The 16,286-nt window shown below is 62.5% G+C and carries 14 protein-coding genes; 5 read left to right on the plus strand and 9 right to left on the minus strand.

Annotated elements, in window-relative coordinates:
- Positions 1-24: 24 nt before the first annotated feature.
- The gene (locus tag P8014_RS02415; RefSeq protein ID WP_337815705.1) at positions 25-1,923 is read right to left on the minus strand and encodes a propionyl-CoA synthetase; all 1,899 of its coding nucleotides are present in this window, start codon (positions 1,921-1,923) and stop codon (positions 25-27) included.
- A 470-nt stretch (positions 1,924-2,393) separates the two neighbouring features.
- On the minus strand, positions 2,394-4,193 hold the full coding sequence (locus P8014_RS02420; RefSeq protein WP_337815706.1) for a SulP family inorganic anion transporter: 1,800 nt from the start codon (positions 4,191-4,193) through the stop codon (positions 2,394-2,396).
- Between the two features lie 217 nt (positions 4,194-4,410).
- Between P8014_RS02420 and P8014_RS02425 the strand changes: the two genes are divergently transcribed.
- A complete protein-coding gene (locus P8014_RS02425) occupies positions 4,411-7,122 on the plus strand; it encodes an HAD-IC family P-type ATPase (RefSeq protein WP_337815707.1) in 2,712 nt (903 codons plus the stop codon).
- Positions 7,123-8,631: 1,509 nt separating this feature from the next.
- Complete coding sequence (gene nadC / locus P8014_RS02430; RefSeq protein ID WP_337815708.1) at positions 8,632-9,489, plus strand: carboxylating nicotinate-nucleotide diphosphorylase; 858 nt, start codon at positions 8,632-8,634, stop codon at positions 9,487-9,489.
- Positions 9,490-9,497: 8 nt separating this feature from the next.
- On the opposite strand, the gene P8014_RS02435 is transcribed toward nadC, so the two are convergent.
- Positions 9,498-10,178, minus strand: coding sequence for an FAD-dependent oxidoreductase (locus tag P8014_RS02435; protein WP_337815709.1), 681 nt, complete (start codon positions 10,176-10,178; stop codon positions 9,498-9,500).
- A 52-nt stretch (positions 10,179-10,230) separates the two neighbouring features.
- Entirely contained in the window at positions 10,231-10,797 is a 567-nt protein-coding gene (locus tag P8014_RS02440; protein ID WP_337815710.1) for a YfaZ family outer membrane protein, read from the minus strand.
- 129 nt (positions 10,798-10,926) lie between these two features.
- Between P8014_RS02440 and P8014_RS02445 the strand changes: the two genes are divergently transcribed.
- From P8014_RS02445 to P8014_RS02455, 3 genes are all read left to right on the plus strand, one after another.
- Positions 10,927-11,088, plus strand: a complete 162-nt coding sequence (locus tag P8014_RS02445; RefSeq protein WP_337815711.1) for a hypothetical protein — start codon at positions 10,927-10,929, stop codon at positions 11,086-11,088.
- A 28-nt stretch (positions 11,089-11,116) separates the two neighbouring features.
- The gene (locus P8014_RS02450) at positions 11,117-12,061 is read left to right on the plus strand and encodes a LysR substrate-binding domain-containing protein (protein WP_337815712.1); all 945 of its coding nucleotides are present in this window, start codon (positions 11,117-11,119) and stop codon (positions 12,059-12,061) included.
- Positions 12,062-12,145: 84 nt separating this feature from the next.
- Positions 12,146-12,478, plus strand: a complete 333-nt coding sequence (locus P8014_RS02455) for a DUF1820 family protein (protein ID WP_337815713.1) — start codon at positions 12,146-12,148, stop codon at positions 12,476-12,478.
- A 52-nt stretch (positions 12,479-12,530) separates the two neighbouring features.
- On the opposite strand, the gene P8014_RS02460 is transcribed toward P8014_RS02455, so the two are convergent.
- Genes P8014_RS02460 through ehuC form a run of 5 tightly spaced genes read right to left on the minus strand, consistent with a single transcriptional unit; the run spans position 12,531 to position 16,194 of the window.
- Entirely contained in the window at positions 12,531-13,523 is a 993-nt protein-coding gene (locus P8014_RS02460) for a zinc-binding dehydrogenase (protein ID WP_337815714.1), read from the minus strand.
- A 2-nt stretch (positions 13,524-13,525) separates the two neighbouring features.
- Positions 13,526-14,008: a GIY-YIG nuclease family protein gene (locus P8014_RS02465; RefSeq protein WP_337815715.1), complete on the minus strand. Its 483-nt coding sequence runs from the start codon at positions 14,006-14,008 to the stop codon at positions 13,526-13,528.
- Between the two features lie 55 nt (positions 14,009-14,063).
- A complete protein-coding gene (gene ehuA / locus P8014_RS02470; protein WP_337815716.1) occupies positions 14,064-14,843 on the minus strand; it encodes an ectoine/hydroxyectoine ABC transporter ATP-binding protein EhuA in 780 nt (259 codons plus the stop codon).
- Entirely contained in the window at positions 14,840-15,535 is a 696-nt protein-coding gene (gene ehuD, locus P8014_RS02475; RefSeq protein WP_337815717.1) for an ectoine/hydroxyectoine ABC transporter permease subunit EhuD, read from the minus strand. Before ehuD ends, ehuA begins: the two co-directional genes overlap by 4 nt.
- Positions 15,536-15,546: 11 nt before the next feature.
- Positions 15,547-16,194 (minus strand): ectoine/hydroxyectoine ABC transporter permease subunit EhuC, encoded by a 648-nt coding sequence (gene ehuC, locus P8014_RS02480; RefSeq protein ID WP_337815768.1) that lies wholly within the window; start codon positions 16,192-16,194, stop codon positions 15,547-15,549.
- Positions 16,195-16,286: the final 92 nt, after the last annotated feature.

Consider the following 16,286-nt stretch of genomic DNA (forward strand, 5'->3'; position numbering starts at 1 on the left):
TATCGGCCGCCGCAAGCGCCGGGCTCACGCCCAGCGTCCGACTCCGGAGGCCCCCAGTACTTCCAGCAACTCGTCGAGGATAGCCGGATCGTCAATCGTCGGCGGCGTCTTCCACTCCTCGCCATCGACCATCTGCGCCATCACCCGGCGCAGGATCTTGCCTGAGCGCGTCTTCGGCAACCGCGGTACGGCCACCACCAGTTTGAAGAACGCCACCGGGCCTATCTCGTCGCGCACCAGCTGCACCAGCTCCGCAGCCGCTTCCTCCGGCTCCCGGCGCACGCCGTTCTTGAGGACGAACAGGCCCAGCGGAACCTGCCCCTTCATGTCGTCCCGAATGCCGAACACCGCGCATTCGGCCACGTCGGGATGGCTCGCCAGCACCTCTTCGATCTCGCCGGTGGAGATGCGGTGGCCGGCCACGTTGATGACGTCGTCCGTGCGGCTCATGATCCAGACGTAGCCATCGAGATCCTTGAAGCCCGAATCGCCGGTCAGGTAGTAACCCGGAAAGCGCGACAGATAACCGTCCACGAAACGCTGTTCGCCGTTCCACAAACCCGGCAGCGTACCCGGAGGCAGCGGCAGCTTGATGACGATCGCGCCCATGCCCCCGGTCTCGACCTCATGCCCCTCCGGGGCCACGACTCTGACGTCGTAGCCCGGCATCGCCACCGTCGGCGATCCCGCCTTGACCGGCAGCATACCCACACCCAGCGGATTGCCGACGATGGCCCAGCCGGTCTCGGTCTGCCACCAGTGATCGATCACCGGGCGTTCGAGGTACTTGCCCGCCCAGTGCAGGGTGTCGGCATCGCAGCGTTCGCCGGCCAGGAACAGCGCCTGCAATGAGGACAGATCGTAGCGGCGCATGTGTTCCGCCTCGGGATCCTCCTTCTTGATCGCGCGAATCGCGGTCGGCGCCGTGAACAGCACGCGCACGCCGTATTCCTCCACCACGCGCCAGAACGCACCCGGATCGGGCGTGCCGACCGGCTTGCCCTCATACACCACCGTGGTGCAGCCCATCAGCAGCGGCGCATAGACGATGTAGCTGTGCCCGACCACCCAGCCGACGTCCGATGCCGCCCAGTACACGTCACCGGGCTGCACGCCGTAAAGGTTGCGCATGCTCCACAGCAGGGCGACGGCGTGCCCACCGTTGTCGCGCACCACGCCCTTGGGCTGACCCGTCGTGCCCGAGGTATAGAGCACGTACAGCGGATCGGTCGCGGCGACCGGCACGCAGTCGACGGGCTCGGCCTCGGCGCAAGCCTGTTTCCAATCGAAATCGCGGCCTTTGACCAGTTCCGCCGACAGTTGTTCGCGCTGCAGGATCAGGCAGGCATCCGGCTTGTGCGAGGACTGCTCGATGGCGTCGTCGAGCAGGTGCTTGTAAGGCACCAGCCGCGTCGGTTCGATGCCGCAGGACGCCGACAGGATCAGCCTGGGCTTGGCGTCGTCGATACGCCGCGCGAGTTCGTGCGCGGCGAAGCCGCCGAACACCACCGAGTGGATCGCGCCTATGCGGGCGCAGGCCAGCATACCCATCACGGCTTCCGGAATCATCGGCATGTACAGAATCACCCGATCGCCCTTCCCGACGCCATGCGCCTGCAGCGCACCGGCCAGGCGCGCTACCTCGTCACGCAGTTCGGCGTAGCTGTAGCGGCGCTTGGACCTGCTTACCGGACTATCGTAGATCAGCGCGTCGCGCTCGCCGTGACCATCGCGTACGTGACGGTCGAGCGTATTGAAGCAGGTATTCATGCTGGCGCCGGCAAACCAGCGAGGCACCGGCTCGGCATCGCGATCCAGCACCTTGTCCCACGACCGGTCCCAGTCGACCGCCTGCGCCGCTTCACCCCAGAAACCCTCCGGATCCTCCAGCGAACGCCTGTAAATCTCCTCGTAATCGTTCATATGTCGACACTCTGATCAAAAAATCGACTTGAACATCCCTGTCGCGCCATCATGAATCGTCTCCTCCTGACTATGGAAAGTCACTTTTACAGACTGTAAAAAAGTCCGAAAAGCCAACCAATATCAGATATTTTCTTTTAACTATCAATCTACAAAAACATGTGTTCAATCCGAGGTCGACGCCAATCCGTGCTATCGAAAGCCCGTATCAGATGCCATGAACGCTTTATATAGCACATCATGATTGTCAACAATATTGAGAGAATAGGCGCCATATGTCCATACAACAAGGGACCCGCCGACGATCTGTGGGTGACTGCGGGCGAAGAGATGAAGACAATCGTAGGGGGAACTTGCGAAACGCGCGGATACGGGAAGGCGGCGGACACCCTGAGAGTGTCCGCCGAAGAATCGCTAGAGAGAGTCGATCGACCGCGCGAGCGGCGGCCGAAGAATGCGGATGAGCCGCCTCAGCGGATCAGCGGCTCGTCCGGGCCCGGCTTGTCCTTGCACTCCAGGAAAATGCGGCGGGTGCAATGTCGACACACCTCCTGATCGAGCTTGTTGGCCACGATGTCGTGCAGGGCATCGGTCTTGCTCGAATACATGTTCTCGGCACCAATCTCGTCACGGAACCCGCCCCGCGTCAGCGCCTCGCAGACACCCGGCTTGATCCTGTAGAAATACAGTCCACCACCTGCCTTGCGATGGCCGCGTGCCTCCTGCGCCAGGTACTCGGCTCCCGCCACATCCACGAAGTTCATGCCCGATGCCACGACCATCAGATGCTTCTGCTGCGGATTCTGCTCCGCGTAGTCGCGCAGGGTCTCGCGAATGTGATTGATCGCACCGAAGAACACCGAACCGTCGATGCGCACAATCTTGAATTGCGGACACTCCGGCAGCGACGGATCGGTATTGAACTTGCGGTCCGGCAGTGACGGGTCCGGCACGCGCACCAGCATGCGCGGACGCGAGGTGCGGTGCAGATAGGTCACCAGCGAAGCCACCACGCCGACCATGATGGCGAACTCCAGATCCATCAACAGGGTGGAGAAAAAGGTCACCGCCAGCACCGCCGCCTCGGAACGGCTGGTCTTTAGGATCACGCCAATGTGGTGAAAATCGATCAGCCCCCAGGCGACCAGCATGAGAATGCCGGCCATGGCGGCATTCGGCAGGTAGCTCGCATACGGTGCAACCAGCAACACCACACCCATGAGCATGACGCCGGCGAACGCGGCTGCCAGCGGCGTACGGGCGCCGGCCTCGTAGTTCACGCCGGAACGATTGAAGGAACCGGTCGCAACGTAGGCCGAGAAAAAACTGCCGACCACGTTAGACAGCCCCTGGCCGATGAACTCCTGATTGCCGTCCACATGCTGCCCCGAACGCACTCCGATCGAGCGCGCGATGGAGACCGCCTCGGTCAGCGCCAGCACGGTCACCGCGATCGCGCCGGGCAGCAGATCCTTGATCGCCTGCAGCGAAAAATCAGGGCTCGACAACGGCGGCAGCGAAGCCGGCAGAGCGCCTATGGTCACGATCCCCGTCACGTCCTGGCCGTAGATCCGGTTGAGCACGAATGCACCCAGCGAGCCGACCAGCATCGCCGCGATCATATAGGGGACGCGTTTGACGTAGCGTTTGAAGAACAATCCCGAAACCAATGTCAGCACGCTGACCGCGACCACCCAGAAGTTGATCTCCACCGCATGCTGTCCAATGTGCACCAGGATTTCGTGCGGATGCAGTCCGCGCGGAATGTCCATGCCGAGGAAATGCTTGAGCTGGCTGCTGGCGATGAGAATGGCCGCGCCGGCGGTGAAGCCGATGATCACCGAATGCGAGATGAAATTGACCAGCGTGCCCAGACGTGCCGCCCCCATGGCAATCTGGATCAGGCCGACCAGGAAGGTCAGCGTCAACGCCAGACGGACGAACTCCGGGCTACCCGGCGCCGCATGCATGGACAACACCGACAGCAGCACGATCGAGGCCGCCGTGGTCGGCCCCGAAACCAGATGCCAGGACGAGCCGAAGAACGCGGCGACGATCGCCGGCACCATGGCGGTGTAAAGTCCGTACTCGAGCGGCATGCCGGCGATTGCGGCGAAGGCAACGCCCTGCGGCAATACCACGATGGCGCCGGTGAGGCCGGCCATGAAGTCCGCTTTCGCAGAGTCGCGCCCGACATTGGGCAACCACTGCATGAAAGGGAACAAGAGCTTTACCCAGCCGGGTAATTTCACACGGGCGGTGTTATCCAAGACAAACCTCCATCGGTGCGTTCCCGGCTCGTTGGCCAGGCTGTTTTATTTGACAAGACAAGCGCTTGCCACCCCCCAAAAGGCTTGCCAGTATAACGCATGGGCATCGTCAAAGCCGCCAACAGCAAGCCGTACACCGCAAGATCTTTAGCAACGGAACCGGAAACGCGGCGGGAACATGGATCCGCCCCCATCATCTGCAACAACGGATACGGATATGGACATCGGACACGATCCTGTGGACTGGCATGCAGTGAGCGCCGACCAAGCCTTGCAGGCCTTGGGCAGTACACGCCAGGGACTGGGCGCGACTGAAGCCGCCGAGCGCTTGGCCGCCCACGGCCCCAACCGCCTGCCGGCCCCTCCCCCACCCAGCCGCCTGCGCCGACTGGCGCTGCAGTTCCACAATCTGCTGATCTACATCCTGCTGATCGCCGGCGTGCTCACGCTGGCGCTCGGACACTTGATCGATGCCGGCGTGATCTTCGGCGTGGTCGTCATCAACGCCCTGATCGGCTACGTACAGGAAGGCAAGGCCGAGGACGCCATGGCGGCGATCCGCGCCATGCTTTCGCCGCACGCCACCGTGCTGCGCGACGGCCACTACGCCGAACTCGACGCCGCCGACATCGTCGTCGGCGACCTCGTACTGTTGCAGGCCGGCGACCGCGTGCCGGCCGACGTGCGCCTGCTCAGCGCGCATCGCCTGCGCATCGACGAGTCCGCCCTGACCGGCGAGTCGGTACCGGTCGACAAGCAATCCGAGGCGACGCCGGAACAGAGCGTGCTGGCCGAACGCCACAGCATGGCCTACTCCGGCACCCTGGTGGTCAACGGACAAGGCTTGGGCCTGGTCGCCGCCACCGGCAGCGATACGGAAATCGGTCGTATCAATATCCTGCTGGCCGGCGTGGAAACGCTGACCACGCCACTGCTGAAGCAGATCGCCGGTTTCTCGCGCACCCTCACCGGGTTGATCCTGGGCTTGGCGGTATTCACCGTCGCGGTCGGCGTCGGCTTGCGCGGCGAATCCATCCAAGACATGTTTCTCGCCGCCGTCGCGCTGGCCGTCGCCGCCATTCCGGAAGGCCTGCCGGCAATTATCACCATTACGCTGGCGATCGGGGTGCGCCGCATGGCCGCGCGCAACGTCATCATCCGACGCCTGCCGGCGGTCGAGACGCTGGGCGCGGTCAGTGTCGTCTGCACCGACAAGACAGGCACCCTCACGCGCAACGAAATGACCGTGGTCGATGCGGCCACCGCCATCGACCGCTATGCCTTCGGCGGTGTCGGCTATGCGCCCTTCGGCGGCATCGAACGCCTGGACGACTCGATTGCAGGCAGCGCCGTGCAACCGGACGAGGCGCCGGACCTGATGGAATTGCTGCGCGGCGGCCTGCTGTGCAACGACGGCGACATCGCCCAACAGGAGCAGGAGTGGGTGGCGATCGGCGACCCGATGGATGCAGCGCTGGTCGCCCTCGCCCGCAAGGGCGGCCTCGATCCTGCCTACGAGCGCGAGGCCTGGCCGCGCGCCGACGTGGTGCCTTTCGAATCCCAACGCCAGTTCATGGCCACGCTGCACCGCGACCATGCCGGCCATGCCTTCGTCGTGCTCAAAGGCGCGCCGGAACGCATTCTGGATCGCTGCAACTCCCAACGTGCGCACGGCCAGGCCATCGAGCTCGAAGCCGACAAATGGCACACTCTGCTCGACTCCCTCGCCGCGCAGGGCCAACGCGTCCTCGCCGTGGCCTACAAAGCGCTGGAAACGTCGCCCGAGACGCTCGAACTAGACGAACTGGAGAGTGGTTTCAGCCTGCTCGGCCTGCTCGGCTTCATCGACCCGCCACGCGAGGAAGCAAGCGCTGCGGTTGCCGCAGCCCAGTCCGCCGGCATCCGCGTGAAGATGATCACCGGCGACCACGCCGCCACTGCAGCCGCCATCGGCGCCTCGCTCGGCTTGAGCGACGCGAGCCGCGTACTGACCGGGCCGGAAATCGACGGCCTGGACGTCGCACAACTCCGCCAAGCCGTGCACGACAGCGGCGTCATCGCGCGCGCCGCGCCGGAGCACAAGCTACGCCTCATCGAAGCGCTGCAGGCCGAAGGACAAACCGTCGCAATGACCGGCGACGGCGTCAACGACGCCCCTGCACTCAAGCGCGCCGACGTCGGCGTGGCCATGGGCCGCAAGGGCACGGAAGCCGCCAAGGAGGCCGCCGAAATTGTCGTCACCGACGACAATTTCGCCTCCATCATCGCCGGCGTGGAAGAAGGCCGCACGGCCTACGACAACATCCGCAAGGCCATTCTGTTCATCTTGCCGACCAACGGCGCCGAGGCGCTGGTCATCATCGCCGCCATCCTCAGCGGCACCTGGCTGCCCATCACCCCGGTGCAGATTCTCTGGATCAACATGATCACGGCCGTCACTCTGGCCCTGGCCCTGGCCTTCGAACCACCCGAAACCGCGGTAATGCGGCGCAGACCGCGCGCCCCGCACTCGCCGCTGCTGTCGCGCTTCCTGCTGTGGCGCATCGCACTGGTTTCGCTGCTGCTGCTCGCCGCGGTGGATTTCGTGTTCTTCTGGCTGCTGCAGCAGGGCGCCGACATCGACACCGCACGCACCGCCGCGGTCAACATGCTAGTGCTCGGCGAGGCCTCCTACCTGCTCAACGCTCGCTACCTGTCGGCCGCAACCACCAACCGCAACGGCCTGTTCGGCAACCGTTGGGCACTGCTGGCCATCGCCCTGGTGCTTTTCTTCCAGCTCTTGCTGACCTATGCACCGCCGATGCAGCTACTGTTCTCCACCGCCCCCCTGAACGCCGGCACCTGGCTGCTGCTGCTGGCGTTTGCCGTTGCGCTATACGGGTTGATCGAGGTTGAGAAAATGGTGGTGCGGAGGCGGAGCAAGGGTTGAGTGTTTTTTTGCCGGGATGGTTTTGTGGTGTCTTCATCACGGTTACGCAAGCACGTTCACTAGCCGCATGATGCCTGTGTCGAACACGAAACCAGGCGGGTACTGCTGATACTGAGTACGCGAAATCGACGTACTTATAACCCTGGCAGCCGGTTTCGGGCGCGAATCAGCGTGTCGGGTTTTAATTGATCGCGGTGACGCGCCCGAGCCTCTTTCTTTGCATGCCCAAAGAAAGAGGCGAAAGAAAGGCACCCCAAGCACTCTGCACCTGTGCCATTGGCGGCTGCAGCGCCTCCAGGCTGTTTCGCCACAAGGCGCGTCGCGCAGGGAAGGCTCATTGCCTTCGCCAGCGGCGCAACACCGGGGCGGGACAGCCTGGTGTCGCCCTTCGGGTGGGCTGGTGTGCGCCCATGGCTGCGTTGCGGCGCTTGCCAAGGGCTCAGGCCATTGCCTTCGCACCGCGCCTGGCCCTGAACGCACACCAGCCCACTGCAGTGGCCAATGACACAGGCGCAGAGTGCTATGCCTTGTCCCTACGGGCAAACCTCGAGAGCACACCCCGTCACGGGGCACCGCAGACACTTGCCCTCCTGGCAAAGCCTGCGCGGGCGGCGTCCTGCCGCCCGACCCCGCGCCGGGGCGCACGCTCGAGGCAAGACCACACGGGAACCGGAGAGTCAAAACAGAACGCACCCCAGACGTTTGAATATCTGAATCAGCTTGTTCGGAATACTTCGCTTCGGACTCGCTCGGTTTTGACGTTCGGTCCCCCTGATCGCTTGCCTCGCGAACGTGCCCCTGGGCGGGGATGGCTGACAGGGATGTCAGCCAAGCAGCTCTTGGCCTGGATGGCCAATAGCTGCGAGCCCCGTTCAGGGGTGCGTTCGCGAGGTTGCCCGACAGGGCCAAGCACAGCACTCTGCACCTGTGCCATTCACAACTGCAGCGCCTCGGCTGTTTCGCCACAAGGCGCGTCGCGCAGGGAAGGCTCATTGCCTTCACCAGCGGCGCAACACCGGGGCGGGACAGCCTGGTGTCGCCCTTCGGGTGGGCTGGTGTGCGCCCATGGCTACGTTGCGGCGCTTGCCAAGGGCTCGGGCCATTGCCTTCGCACCGCGCCTTGCCCTGAACCCACACCAGCCCACTGCAGTCGCGAATGGCACAGGTGCAGAGTGCTTTGGGGATGCGTTTCTTTCGCCGATTACTTTGCGCATTTCAAAGAAACCGGCTCGGGCGCGTCACCTTGATCGATCTGAGACCCAAACGTCGAATCGCGTCCGAAACAGACCCTCACGGCCAACAAGTACGCCGCTTTCTCTCACGCAGCATCAAAACCACAAACGCTGATTCACGCCCGCCCCCAACGAGGCGATGACTCGCCACAAAGCATTGTCCCCAGACATATAAACAAACAAGCGCTCCACCCAGCTCGTGAGGAACCACAATTAGACCCACAACCACCCGCATAGTAGATTCCCCACACACCCGAAACCGGAAACCAACCAAACAATGCCTGCACCACAGATCACCCCCGACCTCCGCACCGCCATCGAACTCAACATCGACGCCGCTCTGGCCGAAGACCTCGGCCCGGGCGATCTGACCGCGGCGCTGATTCCGGAAGCGCTAGAGGCCGAGGCTACGGTGATCACCCGCGAACAGGCGGTGATCTGCGGCGCCCCCTGGTTCGACGCCGTGTTCGCCCGTATCGACCCGCAGGTACGCGTCGAGTGGGAGATCGCCGAAGGGGAAACCGCCGAACCCAATCAGCCTCTGTGCCGTCTGCAGGGCCCCGCCCGCGCACTGCTCAGCGGCGAGCGCACCGCGCTCAACTTCCTGCAGACGCTGTCGGGCACGGCAACGGCGACACACCGCTACGCCAATCTGCTCGTCGGCAGCAATACGCAGTTACTGGACACCCGCAAGACGCTGCCCGGCCTACGCCGTGCGCAAAAGTACGCGGTGGCCTGCGGCGGTGGTCACAACCATCGCATGGGGCTCTACGATGCCATCCTGATTAAGGAAAACCACATCGCCGCGGCCGGCTCGATTACCGCCGCAGTGGCCCAGGCGCGCAACCTGTCGCCGCAGGTCAGCGTGGAAGTGGAAACCGAGAATCTCACCGAACTCGACGAAGCGCTAACGGCCGGCGCCGACATCATCATGCTCGACGAATTCGGCCTGGAAGACATGTGCGAAGCGGTGCGCCGCACGCGAGGCCGCGCAAAACTCGAGGTCTCGGGCAGCGTCGACGAGGCACGGCTACGCGAACTGACGAACATCGGCGTGGACTACGTTTCGGTCGGCGCGCTGACCAAGCATCTGCTGGCAGTGGACCTTTCCATGCGCTTCACGGCGGCGACGTAGACTTCCTCCTACCACCAGCGTTCGTATACCAGCCTATCCTCAGGCACTCCGCGAGCGGGCAAGCCGCTCGCGAGATCGTCCACAAAGGATCTCGGGCCACAGAAGTAATAGCTTGCGTGCGTATCGGGCGGGCCTTTCCGGTCCAACAGATCGAGCGCCCGGTGCTCGCCGTCGGAACCGACGCCGGTCACGCCGTACATACAGCGGATGTTGGCACGCGATGAAGCCATGGCGTCGAGTTCACCGCGAAACAGCAGTTCCTCTTCGCCCCTGGCGCTGTAGTACAGCGTCGCCGCGACTTCCGGCCAGGACTCGTGAATTTCATGCAGGATACCGAGCACCGGCGTGATGCCGATGCCGGCGGCAAGCAGGACCAGGCGCTTGCCGTGAACGGGATCGTAGTGGAAATTCCCCTGCCCCTCCGACGCCAGGACCTCGTCACCGACCTCGGCGCGGCAGCCCAACCAGCGGGTTACGGGGTGATGATCCGAATGCTTGACCGCGATGCGGATGCGGCCGGGCGTATTCGCAGTGGAGGTGATGGAATAGCCGCCGACTTCGCGGCGGCCGTCCAGCGTCACGTACAGGTCGATCCACTGCCCGGGATGGAAGCGGTACGGCTGCGCTCCGTATTCCAGCCAGAACACGTTGACGCGGGATGTCTCGCGCCGGATCCCGGCGATCCGCATGCGGATCGGGCGCGGCCCCGTGGAGTCGGCTCCATCGGGGCCGCGCCCATGCTCAGAAGTTGAGGCGAATACCAACGTGGATGCTGTCGTCCAGGCTGTAGTCGCCGTGGTTCTTCAGGTCGGTCTGCAGCAGACGGTAGCCGGCGAACGCGGTCGCGCCTGGCGTCACCTCGATCTGGTAGTTGAGATTCAGATCGGTGAGCGACTTGCCGTCGCTGAACGTGGTGATATCGGGGGCGTAATAACCCTTGAGCACCACCGCCATGGGCATACGGTTCGGGATGGTATACTTGGCCAAGCCGCCGATCGCGATCGCCTGCACGTCCTTGTTGGGCGTGTCGATGGTCGCAGCATATGCCTTGGCACCGAGACCGAATGTCAGCGGCGACTGCCCGGCAGGGACACCCTGCACCAGCAGACCCGCGCTGCCCAAGAAATCGCTCTTGTTATTAGCGAAACCGCTGAAATCGAGCTGTGCACCGCTGTAACCGATCAGACCGGAATCAGTCAGAAAACTCAGTTGGGCCGTCTTGTTGCCAAGCTGCAGTTCAAGACCGTTGGCCATCGCAGCGGAACTCGCGGCGAGCAGAACGGTCCCTGCTAGCATGCTTAAGCGCATATTCAGCACTCCTTTCCTCGTTGCGGGGGAAACCTCCCGGACCGGGTCCGGGGTGACGTGCGGAAGTCTAGCACCTTCGCATCGGCTTCCGTCCAACGTCGCCTGGCGACGACGATGAGGTAATCGACGATGATGCAATTGTTCACTCTGGGCGGCGCCACGCTGGGCGGCTGGATCGGTTGGGATCTGGGCCAACCGGTGGGCATGGGCACGGCATTCCTGCTCAGTTCCGTGGGCTCTGTCGCCGGCGTCGTCGCAGGCTGGTGGGCGGTACGGCGCTTTCTGGAATGAATATGCCGGTGTGGCGGCACGCGATACAATGCGTTTCGAAACCGCCGCCGTTCCCACCCGGAAGATCCCCATGCGCCTCACCCTCGATGCCATCGCCGTCATAGACGCCATCGACCGCCACGGCAGTTTCGCCGCGGCGGCGCAAAGCCTGCACAGGGTTCCATCATCCATCACCTACACGGTGCAAAAGCTGGAGCAGGATCTCGACGTCAAGCTGTTCGATCGCAGTGGGCACCGGGCACTGCTCACCCCGGCCGGCACGAAACTGCTCAAAGAGGGGCGCCACCTGCTGCGCGGCGCGGAAGACCTGGAAGCCATGGTCAAGCGGGTGGCTCACGGCTGGGAAACGGAGCTGCACATTGCCGTTGGCGATCTCGTACCCATCTCGCGGCTATACCCCATCCTGGAAGAATTCTACGCGGCCGGCCACGCCACCCGTGTCCGACTCAGCCTGGAAGTGCTCACCGGCGTATGGGACGCACTGGTCAGCGGCCGTGCCGATCTCGCCGTCGGCGCATCCGGCGAACTCGCACCCTACGGCAGCTACGCCACTCACGCGCTCGGCAAGATACCGTTCGTGTTCGTCGTCGCCCCGCATCATCCGCTGGCCAAGGCCGCCGAGCCGCTGTCCGAAACCCAGATCACCAGCCACCGCGCCATTGCCGCGGCCGACACCTCGCGCGACCTTCCGACGCGCACCGTCGGCATTGCAGGCACCCAGGACGTTCTCAGCGTGCCGGACATGCAGACCAAGTGCGAAGCACACCGCCGCGGTCTGGGGGTGGGCTCCGTTCCGCGACACTACGTCGAGGCCGACCTCAAAAACGGCCGCCTGATCAGCAAGCGGCTCAGCAACGACCTGCCGGCTCCGCTCATATCGCTCGCCTGGCACGAAAACGACGGTGGCCGCGCTCTGGCCTGGTTCACCGAACGGCTGCGCAGCCACGACTGGCTGGAAGGCATCATCGGCTGAAATCCGCGGCACGGACGAATGAATGGAGCCGCCGCATCACGGCCGGCTATACTTGCGCGTTTGGACTTGGCATCGACCTTCTGTATGGACAACAAACGCGTCTACCGCATCCTTTTCCACAACCAGGGCAGCATCTATGAGCTGTACGCCCGCAGCGTGGCGCAGAGCTCGATGTACGCCTTCGTGGAAGTAGAGGGCATTCTCTTCGGGGAACGCTCGGCCGTACTCGTCGATCCGGCCGAGGAACGTCTCAAGGCGGAATTCAGCAGCGTCAAACGGACCTACGTCCCCCTGCAATCGGTGATACGTATCGACGAAGTGGAGAAGGTCGGGCCCAACAAGATCCTGCCCGGCGGCGACGGCAAGATCGCCACCCTGCCATTGCCCACTCCGCCCGGGGGCAAACCGGGCGGCTGAGAACTCAGCTCTTAGCCGAAGACGGTCAACAGCTGTCCGATCGATCGCACGCTCACATCAACAGCACGCGTTTGCCGCGCGTATGGCCGACCTGCAGCTCTGCATGCGCCAGCGCCGCATCGTCCAGCAGGTAGCGCGCACCGACATGCACAACAAGCTTGCCGGCCTCGAACAAAGCCGCACAATTATCGAGTATCTCGCCCTGGTGCGTACGCGCCACCGGCAGGCCGCCCAGCAGAGGCGTCAGCATCAGATCGAAACCGACGCGCAGATTCCGCAGCCGCGCCTCGCGCCAGCTCATGTTCTCCGGCGGCTCGAGCGAGGTAACCAGATCGCCGTAGTGGGCAACCGTCTGCACGCTGCGCGCGAAGGTTTCACCGCCGACCGCGTCGAAGCAAACGTTGACTCCTTGCCCGTCGGTCCACTCCAGCGCCGCCGCGACGAAATCCTCGGCGTGGTAATCGATCACCCGCTCCACCCCCAGTTCGCGCAGAAATCCGGCATTCTCGGCCGAAGCCGTTGCGGCAATGCGGGCGCCGGCATGGTGGGCAAGCTGTATTGCGACATGGCCGACGCCGCCGGCCCCCGCATGCACCAGCAAGGTATGTCCCTCATGCAGGTGGGCACGGTCGAACAGCGACTCCCAGGCGGTGATCAACACCAGCGGGGCTGCGGCCGCCTCGGCGAAGCTCGCGTTGCTCGGCATGAGCCTGGCCACGGCCTCGTCGACCACCACGAATTCGGCATAGGTGCCGGGCTCGGCGCCGAGCCCGCCATTGCAGAGCCAGACCGCATCACCCGGCTTGAGCCGAGTCACGCCCTCGCCGACCTCCGTCACCTCGCCCGCGCCGTCCAACCCCAATATGGCGGGCAAGCGATCACCGACATAGATCCCCGCGCCGCGCACCTTCGTATCGATGGGATTGACGCCAGCCGCGCGCAGGCGGATTTTTACCTGCGTCGACGCTTCGATCCGCGGTTCCGGCACCTCTGCCATCTGCAGAACATCCGGGCCACCGACAGCCGTCATCTGAATCGCACGCATGTTTATCTCCCGGAGTCCTGAAGCAACAGTTCCCGCACCTCGCCGCAAGGCTCATTCCCTGCAGCGAGTCCGGCACTGAAGTCTAGCAACGTCGGCCTGTGTGCAAAGGCGAAAAGATGGCTCGCGCCCGGATGGTCCGACGCGCCGAAACCGCTCAGAGGCGCCGCTGCGCCTGGCAGCCGGGCGAGCTTCGTCGCCCAGTGCGACTCACAACGCGCCTGCCCTGCCATATACCAAGCCGCGCGCAGCGCGACGTAGGGGCGCAGATAATCGAAATGCCAGCGCAACGGCTTGTCGCGGCGCAGATGCCGGCCGACCCGGGCGTTCAAACCGCCCGGCCCGAAAGCGCTGCCGACATAAGCGTACCAGCCCGGGCAAAGCGTCAACGTCCCGAGCCTGCCAATCTGGATACGTGCCTGCCCGACAGCCTCGCACAGCAGCACGTAGGTGCCGCCGCTGCGCGGCAATCGCGTGGACTCGGACATGCGTGCTCAGGCCGTAAATGGAGTAACCATCATATACCCGACCACTGTCGCCGGTTCAGTTCGAGACGGAATCCTCCAGCAAGGAACGCAGGAACAACTGCGTACGCTCCTCTTGCGGATTGACCAGCACTTCCTCAGGCGGGCCCTCCTCCAGAATCTGCCCCTTGTTCAGGAAACAGATGCGGTCGGCCACATCGCGTGCGAAACGCATTTCGTGCGTGGCGATCAGCATGGTCAGGTCGCTCTCCTCGGCCAGCTCGCGGATAACGGCCTGCACCTCACCGACCATCTCGGGATCGAGCGCCGAGGTCGGCTCATCGAACAACATGATTTCGGGGCGCATCGCCAGCGCGCGCGCGATCGCCACGCGCTGCTGCTGGCCACCGGAAAGTTGGGCAGGGAAAGCGTCGCAGCGCGCGCTGAGGCCAACACGCTCGAGAAGCTCCTGCCCCCGTTCCTCAGCCTCCTTACGCGGAGTTTTGAGCACCCGGATAGGCGCTTCGATGACGTTGCGCAAGGCCGTCATATGTGGAAACAGATTGAACTGCTGGAAAACCATGCCGACCTTGGTCCGCATGTGCCGCAAATAGGCCTCGCTGGCAAGCTTTCCCGGCTTGCCTGACTCGTGCCAAAGCGGCTCGCCGTCTATATAAACCTCTCCGTCCTGGATTTGTTCCAGCGTCATCAGAATGCGCAATACGGTGGACTTGCCAGAACCCGAGGCACCGATCAGCACCACCTTTTCCCCTTTTTCAGCGGCAAAGGAGAAATCACGCAGAATATCCGTGTCGTCATAACGTTTGACAACCTGATCGAAAACGACATGTGCACTCATTTCATCGGTATCCCGGTTTTAGGTAGCGCCCGATCTAGTTTGTGTACCAAAAACGATGCCACTAAAGTGCTGATGAAAAACAGTGCCCCCACGATGCTCAAGGGTACAAGATAGTTGTATGTCTGGTCGCCGATAATGGTGGAGGCGGCCATCATGTCCAATACCGTAATTGCCGAAAGCAGCGGCGCATCCTTGATCATCGCTACAAGGTATGTGCCAAGCGCCGGTATGACTCTAGGGATTGCCTGCGGCAAAATAATATCCTTGTAGGTCATGATTCGGCTTAAATCGAGAGCATGCGCTGCTTCCCATTGGCCTCGATCGATCGCCTCTATTCCGCCGCGATACACCTCTGCGCAATAGGCGCTGTACTGCGCGCCAAGTCCAATGATCCCAATCACCAAGGCAGGCAATGAAACGCCGTAAAGCGGCAAAACGTAGAACAGGAAAAATAGCTGCACCAGCAGCGGAGTGTCCCGAAGGAATTCGATCACGAACCATGCCATCCATGACACAATCCGAAAACGCGACGAACGTAGGATCGCCAGCACCAAACCCAATACCAGTGCCAATACGAATCCGAAAATAGTGGCTTCTATCGTCACCTTCAAACCGATCAACAGTATTGGCAAGATGGACAGAGCAAAATCCAGCGTCGTACCGCTCGTATCCCAATGAATCCCGAAAAGCATGATCGCGTCTCCTACCTAGCCTGCAGCTTCCATCGCCGCAGATAGCGTTCAAGCATCCCCAGCCCCCAAGACATCAGCAACGCCAGGAAGAAATACATGAACAAAGTTACGGTATAGATACGCAGCGTATCGTAAGTCAGATTTTGAAGATTATTCGCATAGTAGGTCAGATCGGTAAGGCTGATTAGGGATACGATCGCAGAATCCTTGAGGTTCTGAATCGCGAGATTGATAAACGTCGGCATCATCTCCGGCACGGCTTGGGGCAATAGCACACGAACTAAGCGCTGCCAGGGACTGAAACCCAATGCCAATGATGCTTCGCCTTGCCCTTTTGGCACGGTTTGCAAGGCACCACGCACCACTTCTGCACCGTAGGCACCGATATTCAGCGCCAGGGCAAACGTACCAATCACAAATGAATTAAAAGAGACTCCCAACAAAGGCAATGCGTAGTACAACCAAAACAACTGAACAATCAATGAGGTACCACGGAAAATTTCAACATAAGCAGTGGAAAAAAAGCGAAAAATTCTGATGCGAGAAATTTTCCCAACACCAAAAACGAAGGAAAACAACGCCCCCAATATCGTAGAGAGCACCGTCAACTCAATGGTTATCTGCAACCCATTAAGAAGCGTGCGAAAAATATCGTACACACTCAATAGATGCCCCTCCTTTTAGAGCCTCCGGACGAAATTATTCGCTCCGGAGGCTCGGCTCGACAGGCTTGTGAATTATCTAGTCGACC

Source organism: Acidihalobacter sp., assembly GCF_037381185.1.
In the GTDB taxonomy this organism is placed as follows: Bacteria; Pseudomonadota; Gammaproteobacteria; order DSM-5130; family Acidihalobacteraceae; genus Acidihalobacter_A.

Bases quoted from the DNA above. Each gene is read 5' to 3' on its own strand.
- P8014_RS02415 (WP_337815705.1), bottom strand. From the start codon at position 1,923: ATGAACGATTACGAGGAGATTTACAGGCGTTCGCTGGAGGATCCGGAG.
- P8014_RS02425 (WP_337815707.1), top strand. From the start codon at position 4,411: ATGGACATCGGACACGATCCTGTGGACTGGCATGCAGTGAGCGCCGAC.
- nadC (WP_337815708.1), top strand. From the start codon at position 8,632: ATGCCTGCACCACAGATCACCCCCGACCTCCGCACCGCCATCGAACTC.
- P8014_RS02435 (WP_337815709.1), bottom strand. From the start codon at position 10,178: ATGCGGATCGCCGGGATCCGGCGCGAGACATCCCGCGTCAACGTGTTC.
- P8014_RS02440 (WP_337815710.1), bottom strand. From the start codon at position 10,797: ATGCGCTTAAGCATGCTAGCAGGGACCGTTCTGCTCGCCGCGAGTTCC.
- P8014_RS02445 (WP_337815711.1), top strand. From the start codon at position 10,927: ATGATGCAATTGTTCACTCTGGGCGGCGCCACGCTGGGCGGCTGGATC.
- P8014_RS02450 (WP_337815712.1), top strand. From the start codon at position 11,117: ATGCGTTTCGAAACCGCCGCCGTTCCCACCCGGAAGATCCCCATGCGC.
- P8014_RS02455 (WP_337815713.1), top strand. From the start codon at position 12,146: ATGGACAACAAACGCGTCTACCGCATCCTTTTCCACAACCAGGGCAGC.
- P8014_RS02460 (WP_337815714.1), bottom strand. From the start codon at position 13,523: ATGCGTGCGATTCAGATGACGGCTGTCGGTGGCCCGGATGTTCTGCAG.
- P8014_RS02465 (WP_337815715.1), bottom strand. From the start codon at position 14,008: ATGTCCGAGTCCACGCGATTGCCGCGCAGCGGCGGCACCTACGTGCTG.
- ehuA (WP_337815716.1), bottom strand. From the start codon at position 14,843: ATGAGTGCACATGTCGTTTTCGATCAGGTTGTCAAACGTTATGACGAC.
- ehuD (WP_337815717.1), bottom strand. From the start codon at position 15,535: ATGCTTTTCGGGATTCATTGGGATACGAGCGGTACGACGCTGGATTTT.